11 protein-coding genes and 1 pseudogene are annotated in these 14,991 nt (G+C 71.0%); 4 read left to right on the top strand and 8 right to left on the bottom strand.

All coding sequences use genetic code 11. The features are described from left to right. Positions 1–247: 247 nt before the first annotated feature. Positions 248–619: pseudogene (locus tag FRAQA3DRAFT_RS33165) on the top strand (RNA-guided endonuclease TnpB family protein); the annotation flags it as partial. Here FRAQA3DRAFT_RS33165 and FRAQA3DRAFT_RS38765 read toward each other — a convergent pair. Both FRAQA3DRAFT_RS38765 and FRAQA3DRAFT_RS15245 read right to left on the bottom strand, forming a co-directional pair. After that, complete coding sequence (locus FRAQA3DRAFT_RS38765; RefSeq protein ID WP_035921028.1) at positions 585–1,019, bottom strand: GNAT family N-acetyltransferase; 435 nt, start codon at positions 1,017–1,019, stop codon at positions 585–587. The pseudogene FRAQA3DRAFT_RS33165 and the gene FRAQA3DRAFT_RS38765 overlap by 35 nt on opposite strands. A gap of 389 nt (positions 1,020–1,408) precedes the next feature. Continuing rightward, a complete protein-coding gene (locus tag FRAQA3DRAFT_RS15245) occupies positions 1,409–3,196 on the bottom strand; it encodes a thiamine pyrophosphate-requiring protein (RefSeq protein WP_009739928.1) in 1,788 nt (595 codons plus the stop codon). Between the two features lie 241 nt (positions 3,197–3,437). Between FRAQA3DRAFT_RS15245 and FRAQA3DRAFT_RS15240 the strand changes: the two genes are divergently transcribed. Then, positions 3,438–4,088 (top strand): DUF2461 domain-containing protein, encoded by a 651-nt coding sequence (locus tag FRAQA3DRAFT_RS15240; protein ID WP_009739927.1) that lies wholly within the window; start codon positions 3,438–3,440, stop codon positions 4,086–4,088. Between the two features lie 110 nt (positions 4,089–4,198). Here FRAQA3DRAFT_RS15240 and FRAQA3DRAFT_RS15235 read toward each other — a convergent pair whose 3' ends face one another. The 4 genes from FRAQA3DRAFT_RS15235 to FRAQA3DRAFT_RS15220 form a co-directional block, all read right to left on the bottom strand. Further along, positions 4,199–6,049: a choline/carnitine O-acyltransferase gene (locus FRAQA3DRAFT_RS15235; RefSeq protein ID WP_009739926.1), complete on the bottom strand. Its 1,851-nt coding sequence runs from the start codon at positions 6,047–6,049 to the stop codon at positions 4,199–4,201. 271 nt (positions 6,050–6,320) lie between these two features. Beyond that, the gene (locus FRAQA3DRAFT_RS15230) at positions 6,321–7,409 is read right to left on the bottom strand and encodes a methyltransferase type 12 (RefSeq protein ID WP_009739925.1); all 1,089 of its coding nucleotides are present in this window, start codon (positions 7,407–7,409) and stop codon (positions 6,321–6,323) included. A 66-nt stretch (positions 7,410–7,475) separates the two neighbouring features. Continuing rightward, positions 7,476–8,345 (bottom strand): hypothetical protein, encoded by an 870-nt coding sequence (locus FRAQA3DRAFT_RS15225; RefSeq protein ID WP_009739924.1) that lies wholly within the window; start codon positions 8,343–8,345, stop codon positions 7,476–7,478. Positions 8,346–8,672: 327 nt separating this feature from the next. Further along, positions 8,673–10,079 carry a lysine N(6)-hydroxylase/L-ornithine N(5)-oxygenase family protein gene (locus FRAQA3DRAFT_RS15220; RefSeq protein ID WP_009739923.1) on the bottom strand — a complete coding sequence of 469 codons (1,407 nt, stop codon included), beginning with the start codon at positions 10,077–10,079 and terminating at the stop codon, positions 8,673–8,675. A gap of 719 nt (positions 10,080–10,798) precedes the next feature. On the opposite strand from FRAQA3DRAFT_RS15220, the gene FRAQA3DRAFT_RS15215 reads away from it, so the two are divergent. Further along, complete coding sequence (locus tag FRAQA3DRAFT_RS15215) at positions 10,799–12,154, top strand: cation:proton antiporter (protein WP_009739922.1); 1,356 nt, start codon at positions 10,799–10,801, stop codon at positions 12,152–12,154. 134 nt (positions 12,155–12,288) lie between these two features. Here FRAQA3DRAFT_RS15215 and FRAQA3DRAFT_RS15210 read toward each other — a convergent pair whose 3' ends face one another. Continuing rightward, a complete protein-coding gene (locus FRAQA3DRAFT_RS15210; RefSeq protein ID WP_035921025.1) occupies positions 12,289–13,098 on the bottom strand; it encodes an IS5 family transposase in 810 nt (269 codons plus the stop codon). Positions 13,099–13,357: 259 nt separating this feature from the next. Here FRAQA3DRAFT_RS15210 and FRAQA3DRAFT_RS15205 point away from each other — a divergent pair, with 259 nt between their 5' ends. Next, a complete protein-coding gene (locus tag FRAQA3DRAFT_RS15205) occupies positions 13,358–13,693 on the top strand; it encodes a hypothetical protein (protein ID WP_035921024.1) in 336 nt (111 codons plus the stop codon). Positions 13,694–13,741: 48 nt separating this feature from the next. On the opposite strand, the gene FRAQA3DRAFT_RS15200 is transcribed toward FRAQA3DRAFT_RS15205, so the two are convergent. Next, positions 13,742–14,968, bottom strand: a complete 1,227-nt coding sequence (locus FRAQA3DRAFT_RS15200; protein ID WP_009739921.1) for a styrene monooxygenase/indole monooxygenase family protein — start codon at positions 14,966–14,968, stop codon at positions 13,742–13,744. Positions 14,969–14,991 lie beyond the last annotated feature (23 nt).

Here is a 14,991-nt window from a genome sequence, read left to right as displayed (position 1 = left end):
GCGTCCGGCGTCGGATGTCTGGCGGCTTGCGGTGGCTGCACCCCCCGCGCGGTCCAGGAGTACTTCGACGCCGGTTACACCGAGGTCTACGTGACCATGAGACGTAGCGTGCAGGCCCCGCCCTTCGGCTTCAGGGCGGGGCTGGTGCATCGACAACAGCACCGGCCGATCAAACGGGTGTGCTATTCGGTGGGGTGCGGGAAGCCGGGTGGCGAAGCGGGCGTACCGCTACCGGTTCTACCCGGATGGGGAGAAGGTCACCAACCCGAAGCGCGAGCGGCGGGACCGTGCCCGGCTCGCCCGCGCCCAACGGGAGCTGTCCCGCAAGCAGAAGGGCTCGAAGAACCGGGCGAAGGTGCGGGTGAGGGTCGCCCGGATCCACGGCCGGATCGCCGACCGGTGCCGGGACCATCTGCACCAGCTGTCCACGAGGATCCTCCGCGCGAACCAAACGGTGGCCATCGAGGACCTGCCCGTCCGCAACCTGCTCCGCAACCACACCCTCGCGCGGGCGATCTCCGACGCCTCCTGGTCGCAGCTGCGGCGGATGGTGGCGTACAAGGCCGGCTGGTACGGCCGGACGGTCATCGCGATCGACCGGTTCTACCCGTCGTCGAAATGGAGTAGAGGAGGCTGTCGCGCCAGGCGCCGCCGGTGTGGACGTGGTCGCGGAGGCGTCCTTCGTGGGTGAAGCCAAGGTGTTCGACGACGGCGACGGAGGCGGGGTTGTTCGGGCCGATGGCGGCGCTGATGCGGTGGAGCCCGAGGGTGTCGAAGCCGAAGTGGATGAGGGTGCGGACGGCGTCGGTGGCGTGGCCGTGGCCCCAGTGGTCGGCGTGGAGGGCGTAGCCGAGTTTTGCGGCCTGGACGCCGCCCAGGTCGAGGCGGGCGAAGCCGATCAGGGAGCCGGCGTGGCCGACGGCGAGGTAGAACTCGGTGCGGGGCTGCTGTCGGGCGCGTTGGACGATGCCGGTGAGCATCGTGTCGGACTGCTCGCGGGTCTTGGCGTCGAAGGACAGGTAGTCGGTGACGCGCCGGTCCCGACGAGGTCGTGGACGGCCTTGGCGTCGTCTTCGCCGAACTCGCGGAGCGTGACAGTGGCGCCGGCCAGGTGGAGGGGGTAGAGGGTCACGGTTCTACCGTGGCAGAGCCGCTGCCGGGGTGCGGGTGAAGGTCTCGATCTCTTCTTGAAGGTCGCGGGCGGGCGGGTCGACCCCCAGGTCTGAGCTAGTGATGGCGGCGTGGAGCCGTTGCACGGAGTGCACAATCCCGTTGATCCGCTGTTCGGGGACGAGACCGAGCACGGGTGTGATGGCATCGGTGGCGCCGTCGAGGTCACCGCGAGCGATGCGGGCGAGGGCAAGTCCGGTGTGGCTCCGGCCGGATTCCGGACGGAGCTTCTGATGCGTCAGCCGCGGTGGGGGAGGAGCTCCTGGACCTTGGTGCGCAGGCCGGCGGAGATGACGCCCCAGCGGTTCTCGTCGCCCTTGAGCAGGGCCTCGGCGGCGTCCTTGGCCTGCTCGAAGCTGGTGTGCGGCGGGATCGGCGGGAAGTCCGGGTCGGTGCGGACGTCGAGGACGGTCGGGCGGTCGGCGGCCAGCGCCCGGTCCCAGGCGGGGCCGAGCTGGCCGGGCTCGTCGACGGCCACCCCGTGCAGGCCGACCGCGCGGGCGAAGTCGGCGTAGGACACCTCGGGCAGCGTCTGCGACTCGGTGAACTTCGGCGCGCCCTGCATGGCCCGCATCTCCCAGGTGACCTGGTTGAGGTCGTTGTTGTGCAGCACGGCGATGACGAACCGTGGGTCGGTCCACTCGCGCCAGTAGCGGGCGATGGTGAGCAGCTCGGTCAGGCCGTTCATCTGCATGGCGCCGTCGCCCTCGAACACGACGACTGGCCGGTCCGGGTGGGCGTACTTCGCGCCGATCCCGTACGGCACGCCCGGGCCCATCGTCGCGAGCGTCCCCGACAGCGAGCCACGCATGTCCCCGCGCAGGCGCAGGTCGCGGGCGTACCAGTTCGCCGCCGACCCGGAGTCCGCGGCCAGGATGGCGTTGCCGGGCAGCCGGGCGGAGGCCTCCCAGAACAGCCGCATCGGGTTGATCGGCTTGCCCTCGACGTGCGCCTCCCGCTCGACGGTCTCCCACCAGCGGGCGACGTTGCGTTCGACCGTCTCCCGCCAGGTGCGGTCCTCCTTGCGGTCGAGCAGGGGCAGCAGCGCCCGCAGGGTCGCCGCGGCGTCCCCGACCAGGTTGATCTCGTAGGGGTAACGCATCCCGATGTAGCGGGCGTCGATGTCGATCTGCACGCCGCGGGCCTGGTGCAGATCGGGGAGGAACTGCGTGTAGGGGAAGCTTGAGCCGACGGTGAGCAGCGTGTCGCAGTCCCGCATCAGCTCGTAGCTCGGCCGGGTGCCCAGCAGGCCGATGGCGCCGGTGACGAAGGGCAGGTCGTCGGGTAGCACGTCCTTGCCGAGCAGCGCCTTCGCGACGCCGGCGCCGAGCCGGTCGGCGACCTCGATCAGTTCCGCCCGCGCGCCGCGGGCGCCCTGGCCGGCGAGGATCGCCACCTTCTTCCCGGCATTGAGCAGCTCGGCTGCGGCCCGCACGCCGGCGTCGTCGGGGGACACTGCCGGCCAGCGCACCCCGAGGCTGGACGGCACCATCTTGAACGCGTGCGTCGGCGGGGAGTAGTCGAGCTCCTGCACGTCCGCGGGAACGATGACGCAGGTCGGGGCCCGTTCGGCGAGCGCGACCCGCAGGGCCCGGTCCAGGACGTTGGGTAGCTGCTCGGGGACGTTGACCACCTGCACGTACTCGCTGGCCACGTCCTTGAACAGGCTGAGCAGGTCGACCTCCTGCTGGTAGGAGCCGCCCATCGCGCTGCGGTTGGTCTGGCCGACGATCGCGACCACCGGGACGTGGTCGAGCTTGGCGTCGTAGAGCCCGTTGAGCAGGTGGATCGCGCCCGGCCCCGAGGTCGCCGCGCAGACCCCGACCTTCCCGGAGAACTTCGCGTACCCCACCGCCGCGAAGGCGGCCATCTCCTCGTGTCGGGTCTGGATGAAACGGGGCTGGTTGTCGGCTCGCCCCCAGGCGGCGAGCAGCCCGTTGATGCCGTCGCCGGGATAGCCGAACACGTGCTCGACGCCCCAGGCGCGCAGCCGAGCCAGGATGAAGTCGCCCACGGTCTGGCCCATGAGGCTGTTCCTCTCGTCGCACGTCGCCGGTGCCAACGGCCGGTACGAGGAGTGCTCTACCCGCGCCCGGCGCCCAGAACCGGCGCCGCTGCCCCCCCTGGCCGAGCGTGGCGTGGATGATGTCCGGCCGAGGGGGCCCGGCCGGTTCTGTCGGTGGTCGGCCGTAGGCTGCGCCCGAGCGCGCACGTGGCCGTCCCGCGGTTCCCTGCCCCGTTCCGTCCGTTCCCGTGAAGGAGTACCGATGTCGGAGTTCACCGGGTTCCCCGCAGAGGCGCTGATCTTCTTCGAGGGCCTGGAGGCCGACAACAGCAAGGCGTACTGGACGGACCATCGCGACATGTACGCCAAGGCCGTCCGCGGCCCGATGGTCGCCCTGCTCGACGCCCTGGAACCGGAGTTCGGCGAGCCGCACCTGTTCCGGCCGAACCGCGACGTCCGCTTCTCGAAGGACAAATCGCCGTACAAGACCGCGATCGGCGCCCACAACGAGAGCGGCGGCTACGTCCAGGTGTCCGCGGCCGGGCTGATGGTGGCCACCGGCTACTGGCAGACCGCGCCCGACCAGGTGGAGCGGCTACGGGCGGCGGTCGCCGACGACGTCACCGGCCCGAAGCTCGAAGCCGTCGTCGCGGGGCTCCGCAAGGACGGGTACGAGATCTCCGGCACCCGGCTGAAGACCCGTCCGCGCGGCTACGACGCCGACCATCCGCGCATCGAGCTGCTGCGGCACCGCACGCTCACCGTCCACCGCGAGTTCGGCGAACCGCCCTGGCTCGCCGAGCCCGAATGCGTCGACCAGGTGGCCGCCGCCTGGCGCGACATGCGCGTGCTGCGCGACTGGCTCGACCGCCACGTCGGCCCCACCCGCCTCCCCCAGGACCGCCGCCGCTGACATCGCGTCCTGCCGGCGGCCGGCGTCCCACAGGCGGCCCGGCCGGGCTGGTGCCGCAGGCGGGTCCCGCCCGGCCCGGCAACCGAGGCGGGGCCGGGCCGGGCGGGAGGTCACTGCTGGGGCGGCTCGCCGGCGAGGAGGGCCTGCAGCTCGCGCAGGGCCAGGGTGAGCTGCTCGGCGAAGGCGTACAAGCCGTCGGCGACCGCGCGCGGGGTGCTCAGGTAGAGGTTGAAGCGGTCCGGCAGCAGCACGTAGGCGACGCCGATGCACTGGCTGCTCGTCGAGCCGAAGCCGAAGAACTCGACGTTGACCGACGGCGCGGAGCTGGTGCTCAGGAAGTCGTCGCGGGTCTTGAGCCAACCGGGGGTGTCGTAGAGCGCGATCGGCTCGCTCACCCCGAGCTCGGCACCGCGGCGCCGCGCGATGAACTGCAGCTCCCACAGGTGCTGCTCGGGGGCGCGCCCGGCCTGGCAGTCCTTCGCTCGGCGCACGTGCGCGTCGGCGGCGGCGCGAAACGCCGCCCGCTTCGTCGCCGGGTCCGCGGCCGGGTCCTGCATCGCCGCGACGAACTGGTGGATCTGCGGGGTGATGACCCGCATCGCCTCGGTGCGTCCGCGCCGCCACTGCCGGGTCGCGATCGACTCGTAGGTGGCGCCCACGTGGCCCTTGGCCCGGACGTGCGCGAGCTGGTAGGCGAGCTGGACGAAGGCGTCCGGCGAGGTCCGCAGCGCCTTGGCCTGGTTCTGGCCGAAGTCGTCGAAGGACAGCACGGCCGAGGCGGTCGCCGCGGCGAAGTCCGTGAACGACGCGCCCGCGGCGGCGATGTCCGCGCGCAGGTCGGCGTCGAGGACGAACTCGATGGGCTCGACGGCGGGCAGGCCCTGCGGCTGGGCGCCGGAGCTCGCCGAGTGCTCCTGCGGCGAGGTGGACAGCAGGTCGTCGACGAAGCTGAGGATCGTCGTGCCGTCCAGGCCGCAGTGCTCCACGTTGATGCCCGCCCGGCCGTCCGGGAAGACGATCAGCGAGACCGCCTTGTCGAACCAGCGGTTGCCGGCGTCGCCGTGCAGGAGCTGGTCGCAGGCGGCAAGGTCGTCGGCCGGCGTGGCCTCCTCCAGACAGAGGCAGAACAACGCCGTCTCGATGGTGTCCAGCGCGGCGGCGTTGGCCGGGTCGAGGGCGGACAGCCGCTCCCGGCTCTGCGCCCAGGCCGCGCGCGCCTTGGTGGTGAGCTGGCCGACGGCGGCGTCGGCCGGCGCCCGGGTCGGCGCCGCCTTGAGCACGGCGGTCAGGCCCGCGGCGAGGTCGTCGAGCGTGTACGGGTGACCGTTCGGGCCGACCACGTCCAGGCGGACGATGTTCCCCCGGTGGAAGACCACGATGTGGCGGGCCGGGGAGGGGCCGGGCCAGGCGTCGCTGTACGGGGTGCGCACGGTGTCCTGCACGGCGCCCGGGATGCGGGTCGTGGAGAACAGGAAGGTGTTCTGCGCCATCGACAGCACCTGTCCGCGCTGGCGGACCGGTTCGATCCGCTCGTCGTCGAGGCGCAGCTTGTAGTCGACGGCCGCCGCGATGAGGCCCGCGGCCCGCTCGACCTGCGGCTGTTCCGCCGCGCGGGCGGCGGCGTCATCGGCGAACAGGAAGATGTAGTTGGCGTTGAGCGCGATGCGGTCCCGCCGGCCGAGGTAGCGGGAGTCCCAGAAGTCGTCCAGCCAGCTGTGCACGCCGTCGGTCGCCTCGTAGCTCTCCAGCGCGGCGTGCAGGACCGGGCCGGGGCCGTCGGAGCCCTGGAAGGCGGTCACGGCCGCCGCGGTCGCCGCGCGCTCGGCCGGGGTGAGCAGGGGTGCGGACCATTCGAGGAAACGCTCGCAGCTCGCCGCGAGCGTGGGCAGCGGCACCCGGGGCAGCAGGTCGTCGTAAGCGAAGGTTCCGGTGGTGCGCTGGTCGGGTGGGGTCGCGTTCATCCTGGGCCTCGGCTTGTCTCAGGGGGGCTCGGCTTGTCTCGGGGACTCGGCTTGTCTCGGGGACTCGGCTTGTCTCAGGGACTCGGCTGGTCTCGGTGTCTCGGCTGGTCTCGGTGTCTCGGCCTAGGTCGGGCGCACCGTCGGGGACGCTGTTCGGGCTGCGTCAGGTCAGGCGTCGCCGGGTCGGCCGGAGCTCGAGGGTCCCATGAGACGACGGGATCGTGCGGGTCGTCGTCACCCCTGGGTGGTGCCGACTGGCTCACCATGGCGCTCAGGTCCGCCGCCCGGTCAGGGTGCCGGCCGGCTGCTGGCCGAAGACGGGCCGGTTCGCGCCGCGGCCCGCGGCGCTGCGCGGCCGGGAGACGTGCAGCTGGGCGTAGAGCCAGCCCTCGGTCTCCAGCCCGCGGGGGTCGACGCCCACCGAGGCCAGCGTGTCCAGGACCTGCTCCTGCTCCTGGGCGGAGGCGAAGCGCCGCTGCGGGAACACCCCGTCGACATGGACGGTCTCGTAGCCGAGCTCGTCGAGGGTCTCGGTGAACGGCGCGAAGGGGAACATCCGCAGCACGAAGTGGGCCATCCACGGCCGTCGCTCGCCGGCGGCGCGGGCGACCCGGGCGAGCGTCCGTTCGCTGACGTAGCCGATGCAGCCGGTGGAGATGACGAGATCGGTGCCGTCGAGGCGGGCACGTTCGGCCTCGGTGGGGTCACGCTGCTCCAGGTCGGCGCAGACGGCGTCGTCGAGGAAGCCCGCCGCCAGCGCGTAGGAGATCGCCGGCTCGGAGGTGTCCAGGCCGACGAAGCGGGTCCCGCTTGACCGGCGGTGGGCGTGGACGAGCTCGCGGTCGCGGTCCAGCAGGACGTCCCGCCCCGGGCTGGGCTGGGCGCCGTAACGCTCGAACAGGTCGTCCATGGTCAGGTCGCAGCGCAGCAGCGCGGCGTTGATCCCGTAGGAGCAGCCGATGTCCAGCACGGTCGGGGGGAGCCGCCGCTGTGCCCGGCACTCATCGATGAGCCGGCTGAAGAACGGCTTGGCGAGCTGGGGGATGTGGTAGCCGAGCGTCCGCAGGGTGCTGAAGTAGGCGTGCGGGTCGGGCTGGGTGTAGATGTGGTCGAGGGCGACCTTGCCGGTGTCGTCGAACCGCAGGCCGTCATCGAGCTGGCCGGCCGGATCGGCGCCGGCCGGATCGGCGCCGGTGGGATGGGCGCCGATGGTGCGGACGCCGATGGTGCGGACGTCGATGGGGTGGACGTCGGCGGTGTCGATGGGATCGGCGTCGATGGGATTGGCGTCGATGGGATTGGCGTCGATGGGATTGGCGTCGGTGGGGTCGGCGTCGGTGGGGTCGGCGTCGGAATGCACGCGGGACGCTCCTCCTCGAACGGCGGTGCGGCTGTCGGGACCGGCGGGGGCTCGACGAGGGCGGTTTCAGTCCAGCAGCGCGTCGACGCGCACGGCACTCGCCTCCGCGGCCAGGTGGCCGGGCAGGACGCGGCCGAACAGCTGGCGGGTGCGGGCCACGCTGCCGACCACTCCCGGCCGTTCGGTGTACGCGAAGATCGCCGAATGCCGGGCGATCTCGCCCTGGACGGGACTGACCCGGTGCATGGAGTAGCGCCCGAGGAAGAGCTGCAGGTCACCGGGGCGAAGGATCAGGCGCCGGACGAGGTGGGAGCCCTCGCCGGCCAGCACGGCCCGGACGTCGGGGAAGTTCTCCGCCTGCGCCGTGCGGATGTTCGGGCAGTACTCGAACTCGCCGCCGTACTCCGGCTCCTGGGTCAGCATGCTGACCGCGAACTCGTTGGTGTCGAAGTGCCAGGGGTGTTCCAGGCCCGGCGCGATCACGTTCAGGCACAGCCCGGCCAGCGGGTCGGCGAGTTCGTGCACCCGCGACAGCCCGAAACAAGCCGCCACGAAGCGCTGGAACGGCTCGCTGCGGTAGAGCCGGTGGATGGCGAAGTCGGCGGGAATCTGGTCCCGCGCGACGAAGGCGTTCCCCCGGCGCATGGCGAGCCGACCGGGATGGTCGGCCGGCAGAGCCGAGTCGATCGCAATGTTGTAGGCGTTGACCGTCTCGACCTCGTCGTAGGCCAGCGGGGCCACGGTGGCGCATTCTTGGGCGAGGGCGGGAAACACGGTGGGGTGGATGAATCCGGGCAGCACGCAACAACCATCTGTACGCAGATCATGTCGCGCCCGGGAGACGGCGGTCCACCACAGCGGGTTGGCCGGGTCGGCGAGGGGATAACTCGTCGTGTCGACCAACTCGCTGATTGATCGAGCTTCCGCCGCGCTCATGACACTCCTCTCCACCACCCGTTCGCGGCTGTTCCCGGCAACGTGAACCACTCGTGACCGGAACGGGAATTACCCCATGCTGACCCGGAAGTCACGATGGTGAAGGTTAGTGTGAGATGCGACACGGTCGGCGGGGTGGCCGGTCGGAACTGTTGGCGTGCGGCGTTGTCCGGCTGCTATGACCAGGACCGGCCTTCCCTTTCCCGCGAGTCCGGCAAGGGGGTTGACCTGCAGTTGTGCGGTCGTCGCGGCGTAGCCGGCCGACCCCGGGCCATACCGCGCCCACCTGTTTGAACCGGGTGGCACCTACCCGAACGTGCTACCAGTTCACCGGGTCATGGCGAGAGCGGTGGGGCGCGCCGTCGCGGCGGCCGGGTCGGCGCCAGCCGTGGTCGCCTCGCTGCTCGCCGCAGCAGTGCCGGCGGCGGTGCCCGGCGTCCGGTCGAGCACCGAGGCCAGGATCTCGCCGGCGCGGACCGCGACGTTGGACAGCAGAGTCGAGGAGATGCCGTGGGCGTGCTCGGATGCGCCCGGGACGTAGACGGCGGCGCTGGCCGATCCGGTGAGCGTCACCCGGTAGTCGCGGGTGACCGCGAGCCGGCCGGCTCCGTCGGCGTCGCAGTGGTCGGCCAGCTCGCCGAGCAGGTCGCGTGGCTCCCGCGCGCGATAGCCGGTGGCCAGCACGACGACGTCGGCGTCGATGGCGCGCCGCTGCCCGGTCGGCAGGAACTCGACGGTGGCCCGTACCCCGTCGGTGACCGGGTCCATCGACACCACCCGGGAGGCGCGCAGCATCCGCAGCCGCGGCGTGCCGTGAACCTTCTCCTCGTAGACCCGCCGGTAGAGATCGTCGATGAGGCCGATGTCGACGACGGAGTAGTTGGTCGACCGGTGGTAGCCGGTCAGCATCTCGCGGACCTCGTCCGGGGCGGCGAAGAAGTCGTCGACCGCGTCCGGATCGAAGATCTGGTTGGCGAACGCGCTGTTGTCCGCGGGGCTGTAGCCGTAGCGCGCGAAGACCGAGTACACCTCGGCGCCCGGGAAGCCCCGGTGCAGGTAGTCGGTGACCTCGGCGGCGCTCTGCCCGGCGCCGACGACGATGAACCGGCCGTGCGGGGTCGACGGCATCCGTGCCACCCGGCCGAGCAGGTCGCTGTTGTGCCAGATCCGGTCGTCGAGGGTGATCCCGTCCGGAATGCATGGCTGCAGACCGGCGGCGATGACGACGTTGCGGGCCCGGCGGATCACCGTGCGCCCGGGGCCGTCGTGCGGGCGGCTCACGACGTCGACGTGTCGCAGGTCGCCGTCGACGATGACGGGCCGCAGCGTCACGACCGTCTGGCCGTACTCGACGAGATGGGACAGGCGGGTCGCGGCCCACTCCAGGTAGTCGTGGAACTCCCGGCGCAGCGGGAACATCGTCTTGTGGTTGATGAAGTCGACCAGTCGTCGGCGGCCGTGGAGGTAGGCCAGGAAGGTGAAGTCGCTCGTCGGGTTTCGCAGCGTGACCAGGTCCTTGAGGTAGGACACCTGCATCGTCGCGCCGTCGAGCAGCATGCCGCGGTGCCAGCCGAAGCGCTCCTGGCGTTCGAGGAAGACGCAGCGCAGGCCGTCGGTGTCGGCTCGCGCGTTGTGCTCCTCGACGGCGACCGCCAGTGCGAGGTTCGAGGGCCCGAAGCCGATGCCGATGATGTCGTAGATGCCTGGTTCCATCTCGTGCGGGTGCCCTGCCACGACTGACCTCCGGTCTGCTGAGGGTGCGGGGATCGGATTCAGGCGAGCACCGAGCCGGCCGGGGAGTGGCCGGCCTGGGCGGCGACGGCATGGTCGAGCTTGTCGCCCAGCAAAGTGCGCCGCATGAAGGTGTTCTCCTCGTTGGTCGGTGCGGCCGGTCGGTGCGGCTGGCCGGCGGGGCCGGCCAGCGCGGCGACCCGCGCCCGCCCGGGGTGAGGGACGGACCCGTGGGCATGCTCCGCGCCGCGGGCGAACCCGGAACGCGGGACCTGGCTCGCGGTGACTTAGGTGAAGATAACCTAAGTCTGGCCGCCCGTCACCTCCCGGAACCTCCCACTCCGGCCGGGTCCTCCCCGTCGGACGCGTCCGCGACGGCGCGTCCGATCTCGGGAGATTAAGTAGGTAAGGCTTACCTTGTGTAGGTTAGCCTAACCTTGCTAGCGTCGGCGCCGGTCGCGGACGAGGTGATCGGGCGCCGCCCTCGGCCCGGACCACCGCCGGCCGGACCGCCGCGAACCCGCCCCGGTCCTCGGCAGACGCCGGGAGAACAGCGCGGGCGGCGAGCGAAATCCTCCGAATGGACAAGTCGTCGAGCCACGCTGAATACCATCTGTGCCAGCCCGATCCCGATTCTGGTGACGGACGTGGGGAATCACGGCCCGGTGCCACGCGCGGCCCTCCGTCGGGCCCGACCTTCCGGAGAATCGAGAGGACGCAGGATGGCCTCAGCCTCGCACGCGGACCATGTCGTCGCCGTCGTCTTCGCTGACGCGGCGCTCATCATCGCCCTCAGCGCGGGATTCGCGCAGGTCGCCCGCCGGTGCCGGCAGCCGGTGGTGATCGGCGAGATTCTCGCGGGCCTCGCCCTCGGGCCGAGCCTGCTCGGCCTGTTGCCGGGGGATCTGCCGAGGACGCTTTTCCCCCCGGACATCCGGCCGTACCTGAACGTTCTGTCCCAACTCGGCCTGGTTCTGTTCATGTTCGTCGTCGGATACGACCACGACCTCGGCGACGTCCGCCGCCGGGGAGGGCTGACGGCCTCCCTGGTGGCCGCGTCGATCCTAATGCCGTTTGGCAGCGGCTTCGGTGCCGCCGCCCTCCTGCATCCGTGGCACCAGAACGTCGACGGAAAAGCGGTCGACCTCCTGCCGTTCGCGCTGTTTCTCGGCACTGCGATGTCCATCACCGCGCTGCCGGTGCTCGCCCGCATTCTCGCCGAGCGGCGCATGGTCGGCGACGCGGTCGGGAGAATGGCGCTTACCTGCGCCGTCATCGGGGACGCCATCGGCTGGTGCATGCTCGCCGTGGTCGTCGCGGTGGTGAAATCGAGCGGTCCGTGGGGATTCCTGCGGATGGTCGGCGAGCTCGCCGCCCTCGTCGCCGTGCTGGCGGGCGTCGTGGGGCCGCTGGCCCGGGTGCTGGCGCAGCGGGCGGCGGCGCGGCCCGATCCGCGCAACGTCGCGCCGGCCCTGCTCACCTTCGCCGTCGTCGGCCTGCTGATCTGCTCGTGGGCGACCGCCGAGATCGGGCTGCACCCGGTGTTCGGCGCGTTCGCGTTCGGGGCCGCGTTGCCCCGGTCGAGTATCGGTCGGCTCGCACCGGACCTGGGCGTGGACATCGAGCGGTTCGGAGCGATCCTGCTGCCGGTCTTCTTCGTCGCGGCGGGCCTGTCCGTGGATCTCGGCGCCGTGGACGGGCGCGGCCTGCTGGAGATCCTGCTGATCGTGACGGTAGCGTTCACCGCAAAGTTCGTCGGGTCGGGTGGTGCCGCCGCGCTGTCCGGGATGGGTCGCCGACGGTCGGCGACGTTCGCCGTGCTGATGAACACCCGCGGGCTGACCGAGATCGTCGTGGCCCAGATCGGCCTCGACATGGGCGTGCTCGACGAAACGACCTTCACCGCGCTCGTCGTGATGGCGCTGCTCACCACCGCGGCCACGAGCCCCCTGCTCGATCGCCTGGGCATCCCCATGCCGCCGGCGGCCCCCATCCCGGCCACCCGGTCACCCCTCGACGCCACCGCGCCGGCGCCGACCGGCGAGCCGAGCCGGCTGCCTCGGAATCCGGCGAGGTAGGTGGCGAGCACGGGCTGCGGAACTCTGGCGCCAAGATGCTGTCATCCGCCGACGTCGGGCCCCATACGTGGACCACAAGTTCCCAGGGTGCCCTAAATGGGTTTTCGATCCCGCAGGTTTCGTTTGGTTCGGATTCATGTTCCTCGCCAGGTTGGGGTTGATTCGCCGGTGGCGCGTCGGGCCATGAGATCGATCATTGCAAGGTGGATCATGGCTTCGGGGCGGGTGGGACGGGCTTCGTGGTCGCGGGCGAGGCGGCGGTAGGACATCAGCCAGCCGAAAGTGCGTTCCACAACCCAGCGACGAGGAAGGGGAAAGAATCCTTTGGCCGCGGAGTTGCGGCGGATGACTTCGACATCGATGCCCAGCCTGGCGCCATGTTCGATGGCCGCGGTGCGGTAGGCGCTGTCGGCCCAGGCTTTACGGATTCTGGGATGGGCGGCGGCGACGGTGGCCGGTAGGTGAATGCCGGCGGGGCCATCGGGTGTGCTGGCCGCGGTGACCAGCACCGTGAGTAGCAGCCCGAGGGTGTCGACGATGATGTTGCGTTTCCTGCCGACGATCTTCTTTCCTGCGTCTATGCCTTGCGTGGCGGTCGGAACAGTGGGAGCGGTCTTGACGCTCTGAGAGTCGATCACGCAGGCGGTGGGTTCGGGGTCGTGGCCTGCGGCGGTGCGGACGTGGAGTCGTGTCCGCTCGACGAGTTGGTCGAGGACACCGTCGTTGTGCCAGTGAGCGAAGTAGCCGTAGACGGTCTCCCAGGGCGGGTAGTCGTGCGGGAGGTAGCGCCAGGGGATACCCGTCCGGTCGACGTACAGGATGGCATTGAGGAGGCTGCGTAGATCATGTGCTGGGGGGCGGCCGATGCTCAGGCCTTTCTTGTGGCGTTCGGCGCGCCAGGCGGCCAGTACGGGTTCGACCAGGTTCCACCGGGCATCGGACAGGTCACTGGGGTATGGTCTCTGCTCGGTTCGAACTCGGCGTCTGCAGGTACGTCATATTGGGTAGAACGGCTCAGACCTTACATGGATCTCTTTGAAAAGTTGCTGGGCGTGGCCGCCGGACAGAAGAGAAACCTGTATATAAATTCTGGAACAGGATCAAACACCCACTCGGATCGTCGATGATGTCGCCGTCGCGCCGCTGCCCACCTTCACCGCCGGCGGCCCGCGGTACTCCGCCGTCGGCGGCTGGAGCCTGTTCGTGAACCCGCACAGCCAGCACATCCGGCATACCGGGCGTTTCGTCGACTGGATGACCGACGTGCCCGCGCAGAAGATCCCCACCAGGTCGGCGGCGATACCGACGAACCGCGCCGTCCGGGCCGACGCCGAACTGCGTGAGCAGTATCCGCCGCTGCGGGCGGCGGCCGCGTCCACCAAGGCCTATCGATTGGCGGGCCTGCTGGGCTACGCCGAGGTCAGCAGGGCCATCCACACCAACGTGCAGCTCGCGCTGCGCGGTCAGCTCGAACCGGCCGAGGCGCTGCTGCGGGCGCAGCGCGACTGTGATCGGGCTCTGCGCGCGAAGTCGGGCTGACGGCCGCCGCGCCTGACGGCGGCCCGCAGCGTCGTCGCCGGGCCGAGGTCAGAAACCGGCGAGGTAGGCGGAGGTCTTCGCCGGGTCGAGGAACCAGTGCTGGTAGTCGCTGGGGTCGTCGAAGCCGTTGACGAAGCGCCGGGCGACGGCCTCGTGCGCCCCCGCCGCGCCGAGGATCTGCTGGACGTGTTCCGGCGGCGGGGCGAGCAGCGCGTTCGTCCACGTGGTGACGTGCTGGGCATAGTCCCAGTACCGGTCGAAGGCGCCCTGCATCCAGGCGCGGTCGAACGGCCCGTCGCCGTGGGCGAGGATGCTGTCCAGGTAGGAGGCTGCGCACTTCGCGGCGTTGTTCGCGCCCTGCCCGGTGAGCGGGTCGTTGGCGACGACGACGTCGGCCATGCCCAGCACCGCCCGGCCCGAGGGCAGCTCGCCGACCGGACGGCGCACGACCGGAGTATAGCCGCCGGCGAGCGTGGCGTGGCTGTCGGTGAGCTCCACCTCGGCGCAGCGCTCGTACTCCCATGGCACGTACGTGCGGGTCAGCTCGAGGATGCGCTGCAGGTGCTCGGCGGGTTCGGGGTGGTCGTCCCAGCAGTCCAGCGGGCCGCCGGGGATCCCCTCGAAGAACAGGATGTCGCAGTTCCCGCTGAGCGTGTACGCCGGGATGACGAACAGCTCCCCGACCCCGGGGGCGATGTTGAAGCGGACGCCGGGGGCGTCGGGGTGCTCGGGACGCGGCGCGAGCCCGTGTACGTAGGCCAGTGACAGCACGCGCTGCGGGGCGGTGTACGGCGAGCGGGCGGCGTCCCGGTCGAACAGGCCGACCAGCTCGCCCTTGCCCGCGGCCACGATGACGAGGTCATACAGCTCGGCGAGGGAGTTCAGGTCGGAGGTGGTGACCCCGGAGATGATGAGCTTGCCACCCCGCTCCTCGAACAGCTCCGCCCAGCCGGCCATCTTCACCCGCTGGTCGACGGACTGGGCGGGATGGTCGAGCCGGCCGAACCAGTCCAGCGCCCGGGTGCCGTCCGGCGCGGCCAGCGACACGCCCAGCCCCTCGATCCCGACCGCGTCGGCCTCCCACAGGTTCAGGCCGTGGTCGCGCTCGTGCTGCAGCGCCGTGTGGAACATGGCCTGGGTGGACATCACCCGGCCGGTGCGGATCTCCTCTGGGGTGCGCGCCGACATCATCGTGACGTCGTAGTCATGCTCCCGCAGGGTGAGGGCGAGCTGCAGGCCCGACTGGCCGGCGCCGACGATCAGGATCTTGCGCATGGGGTGCGTCCTCCTCGGGGGTC

The sequence above is a fragment of the Frankia sp. QA3 genome (assembly GCF_000262465.1).
Lineage (GTDB): Bacteria > Actinomycetota > Actinomycetes > Frankiales > Frankiaceae > Frankia.
Note: the sequence above shows the minus strand (reverse complement) of the source record. Positions and strands in the feature narration are given on the sequence as shown.

Bases quoted from the DNA above. Each gene is read 5' to 3' on its own strand.
- FRAQA3DRAFT_RS15240 (WP_009739927.1), top strand. From the start codon at position 3,438: ATGTCGGAGTTCACCGGGTTCCCCGCAGAGGCGCTGATCTTCTTCGAG.
- FRAQA3DRAFT_RS15200 (WP_009739921.1), bottom strand. From the start codon at position 14,968: ATGCGCAAGATCCTGATCGTCGGCGCCGGCCAGTCGGGCCTGCAGCTC.
- FRAQA3DRAFT_RS15245 (WP_009739928.1), bottom strand. From the start codon at position 3,196: ATGGGCCAGACCGTGGGCGACTTCATCCTGGCTCGGCTGCGCGCCTGG.
- FRAQA3DRAFT_RS15225 (WP_009739924.1), bottom strand. From the start codon at position 8,345: ATGAGCGCGGCGGAAGCTCGATCAATCAGCGAGTTGGTCGACACGACG.
- FRAQA3DRAFT_RS15235 (WP_009739926.1), bottom strand. From the start codon at position 6,049: ATGAACGCGACCCCACCCGACCAGCGCACCACCGGAACCTTCGCTTAC.
- FRAQA3DRAFT_RS15215 (WP_009739922.1), top strand. From the start codon at position 10,799: ATGGCCTCAGCCTCGCACGCGGACCATGTCGTCGCCGTCGTCTTCGCT.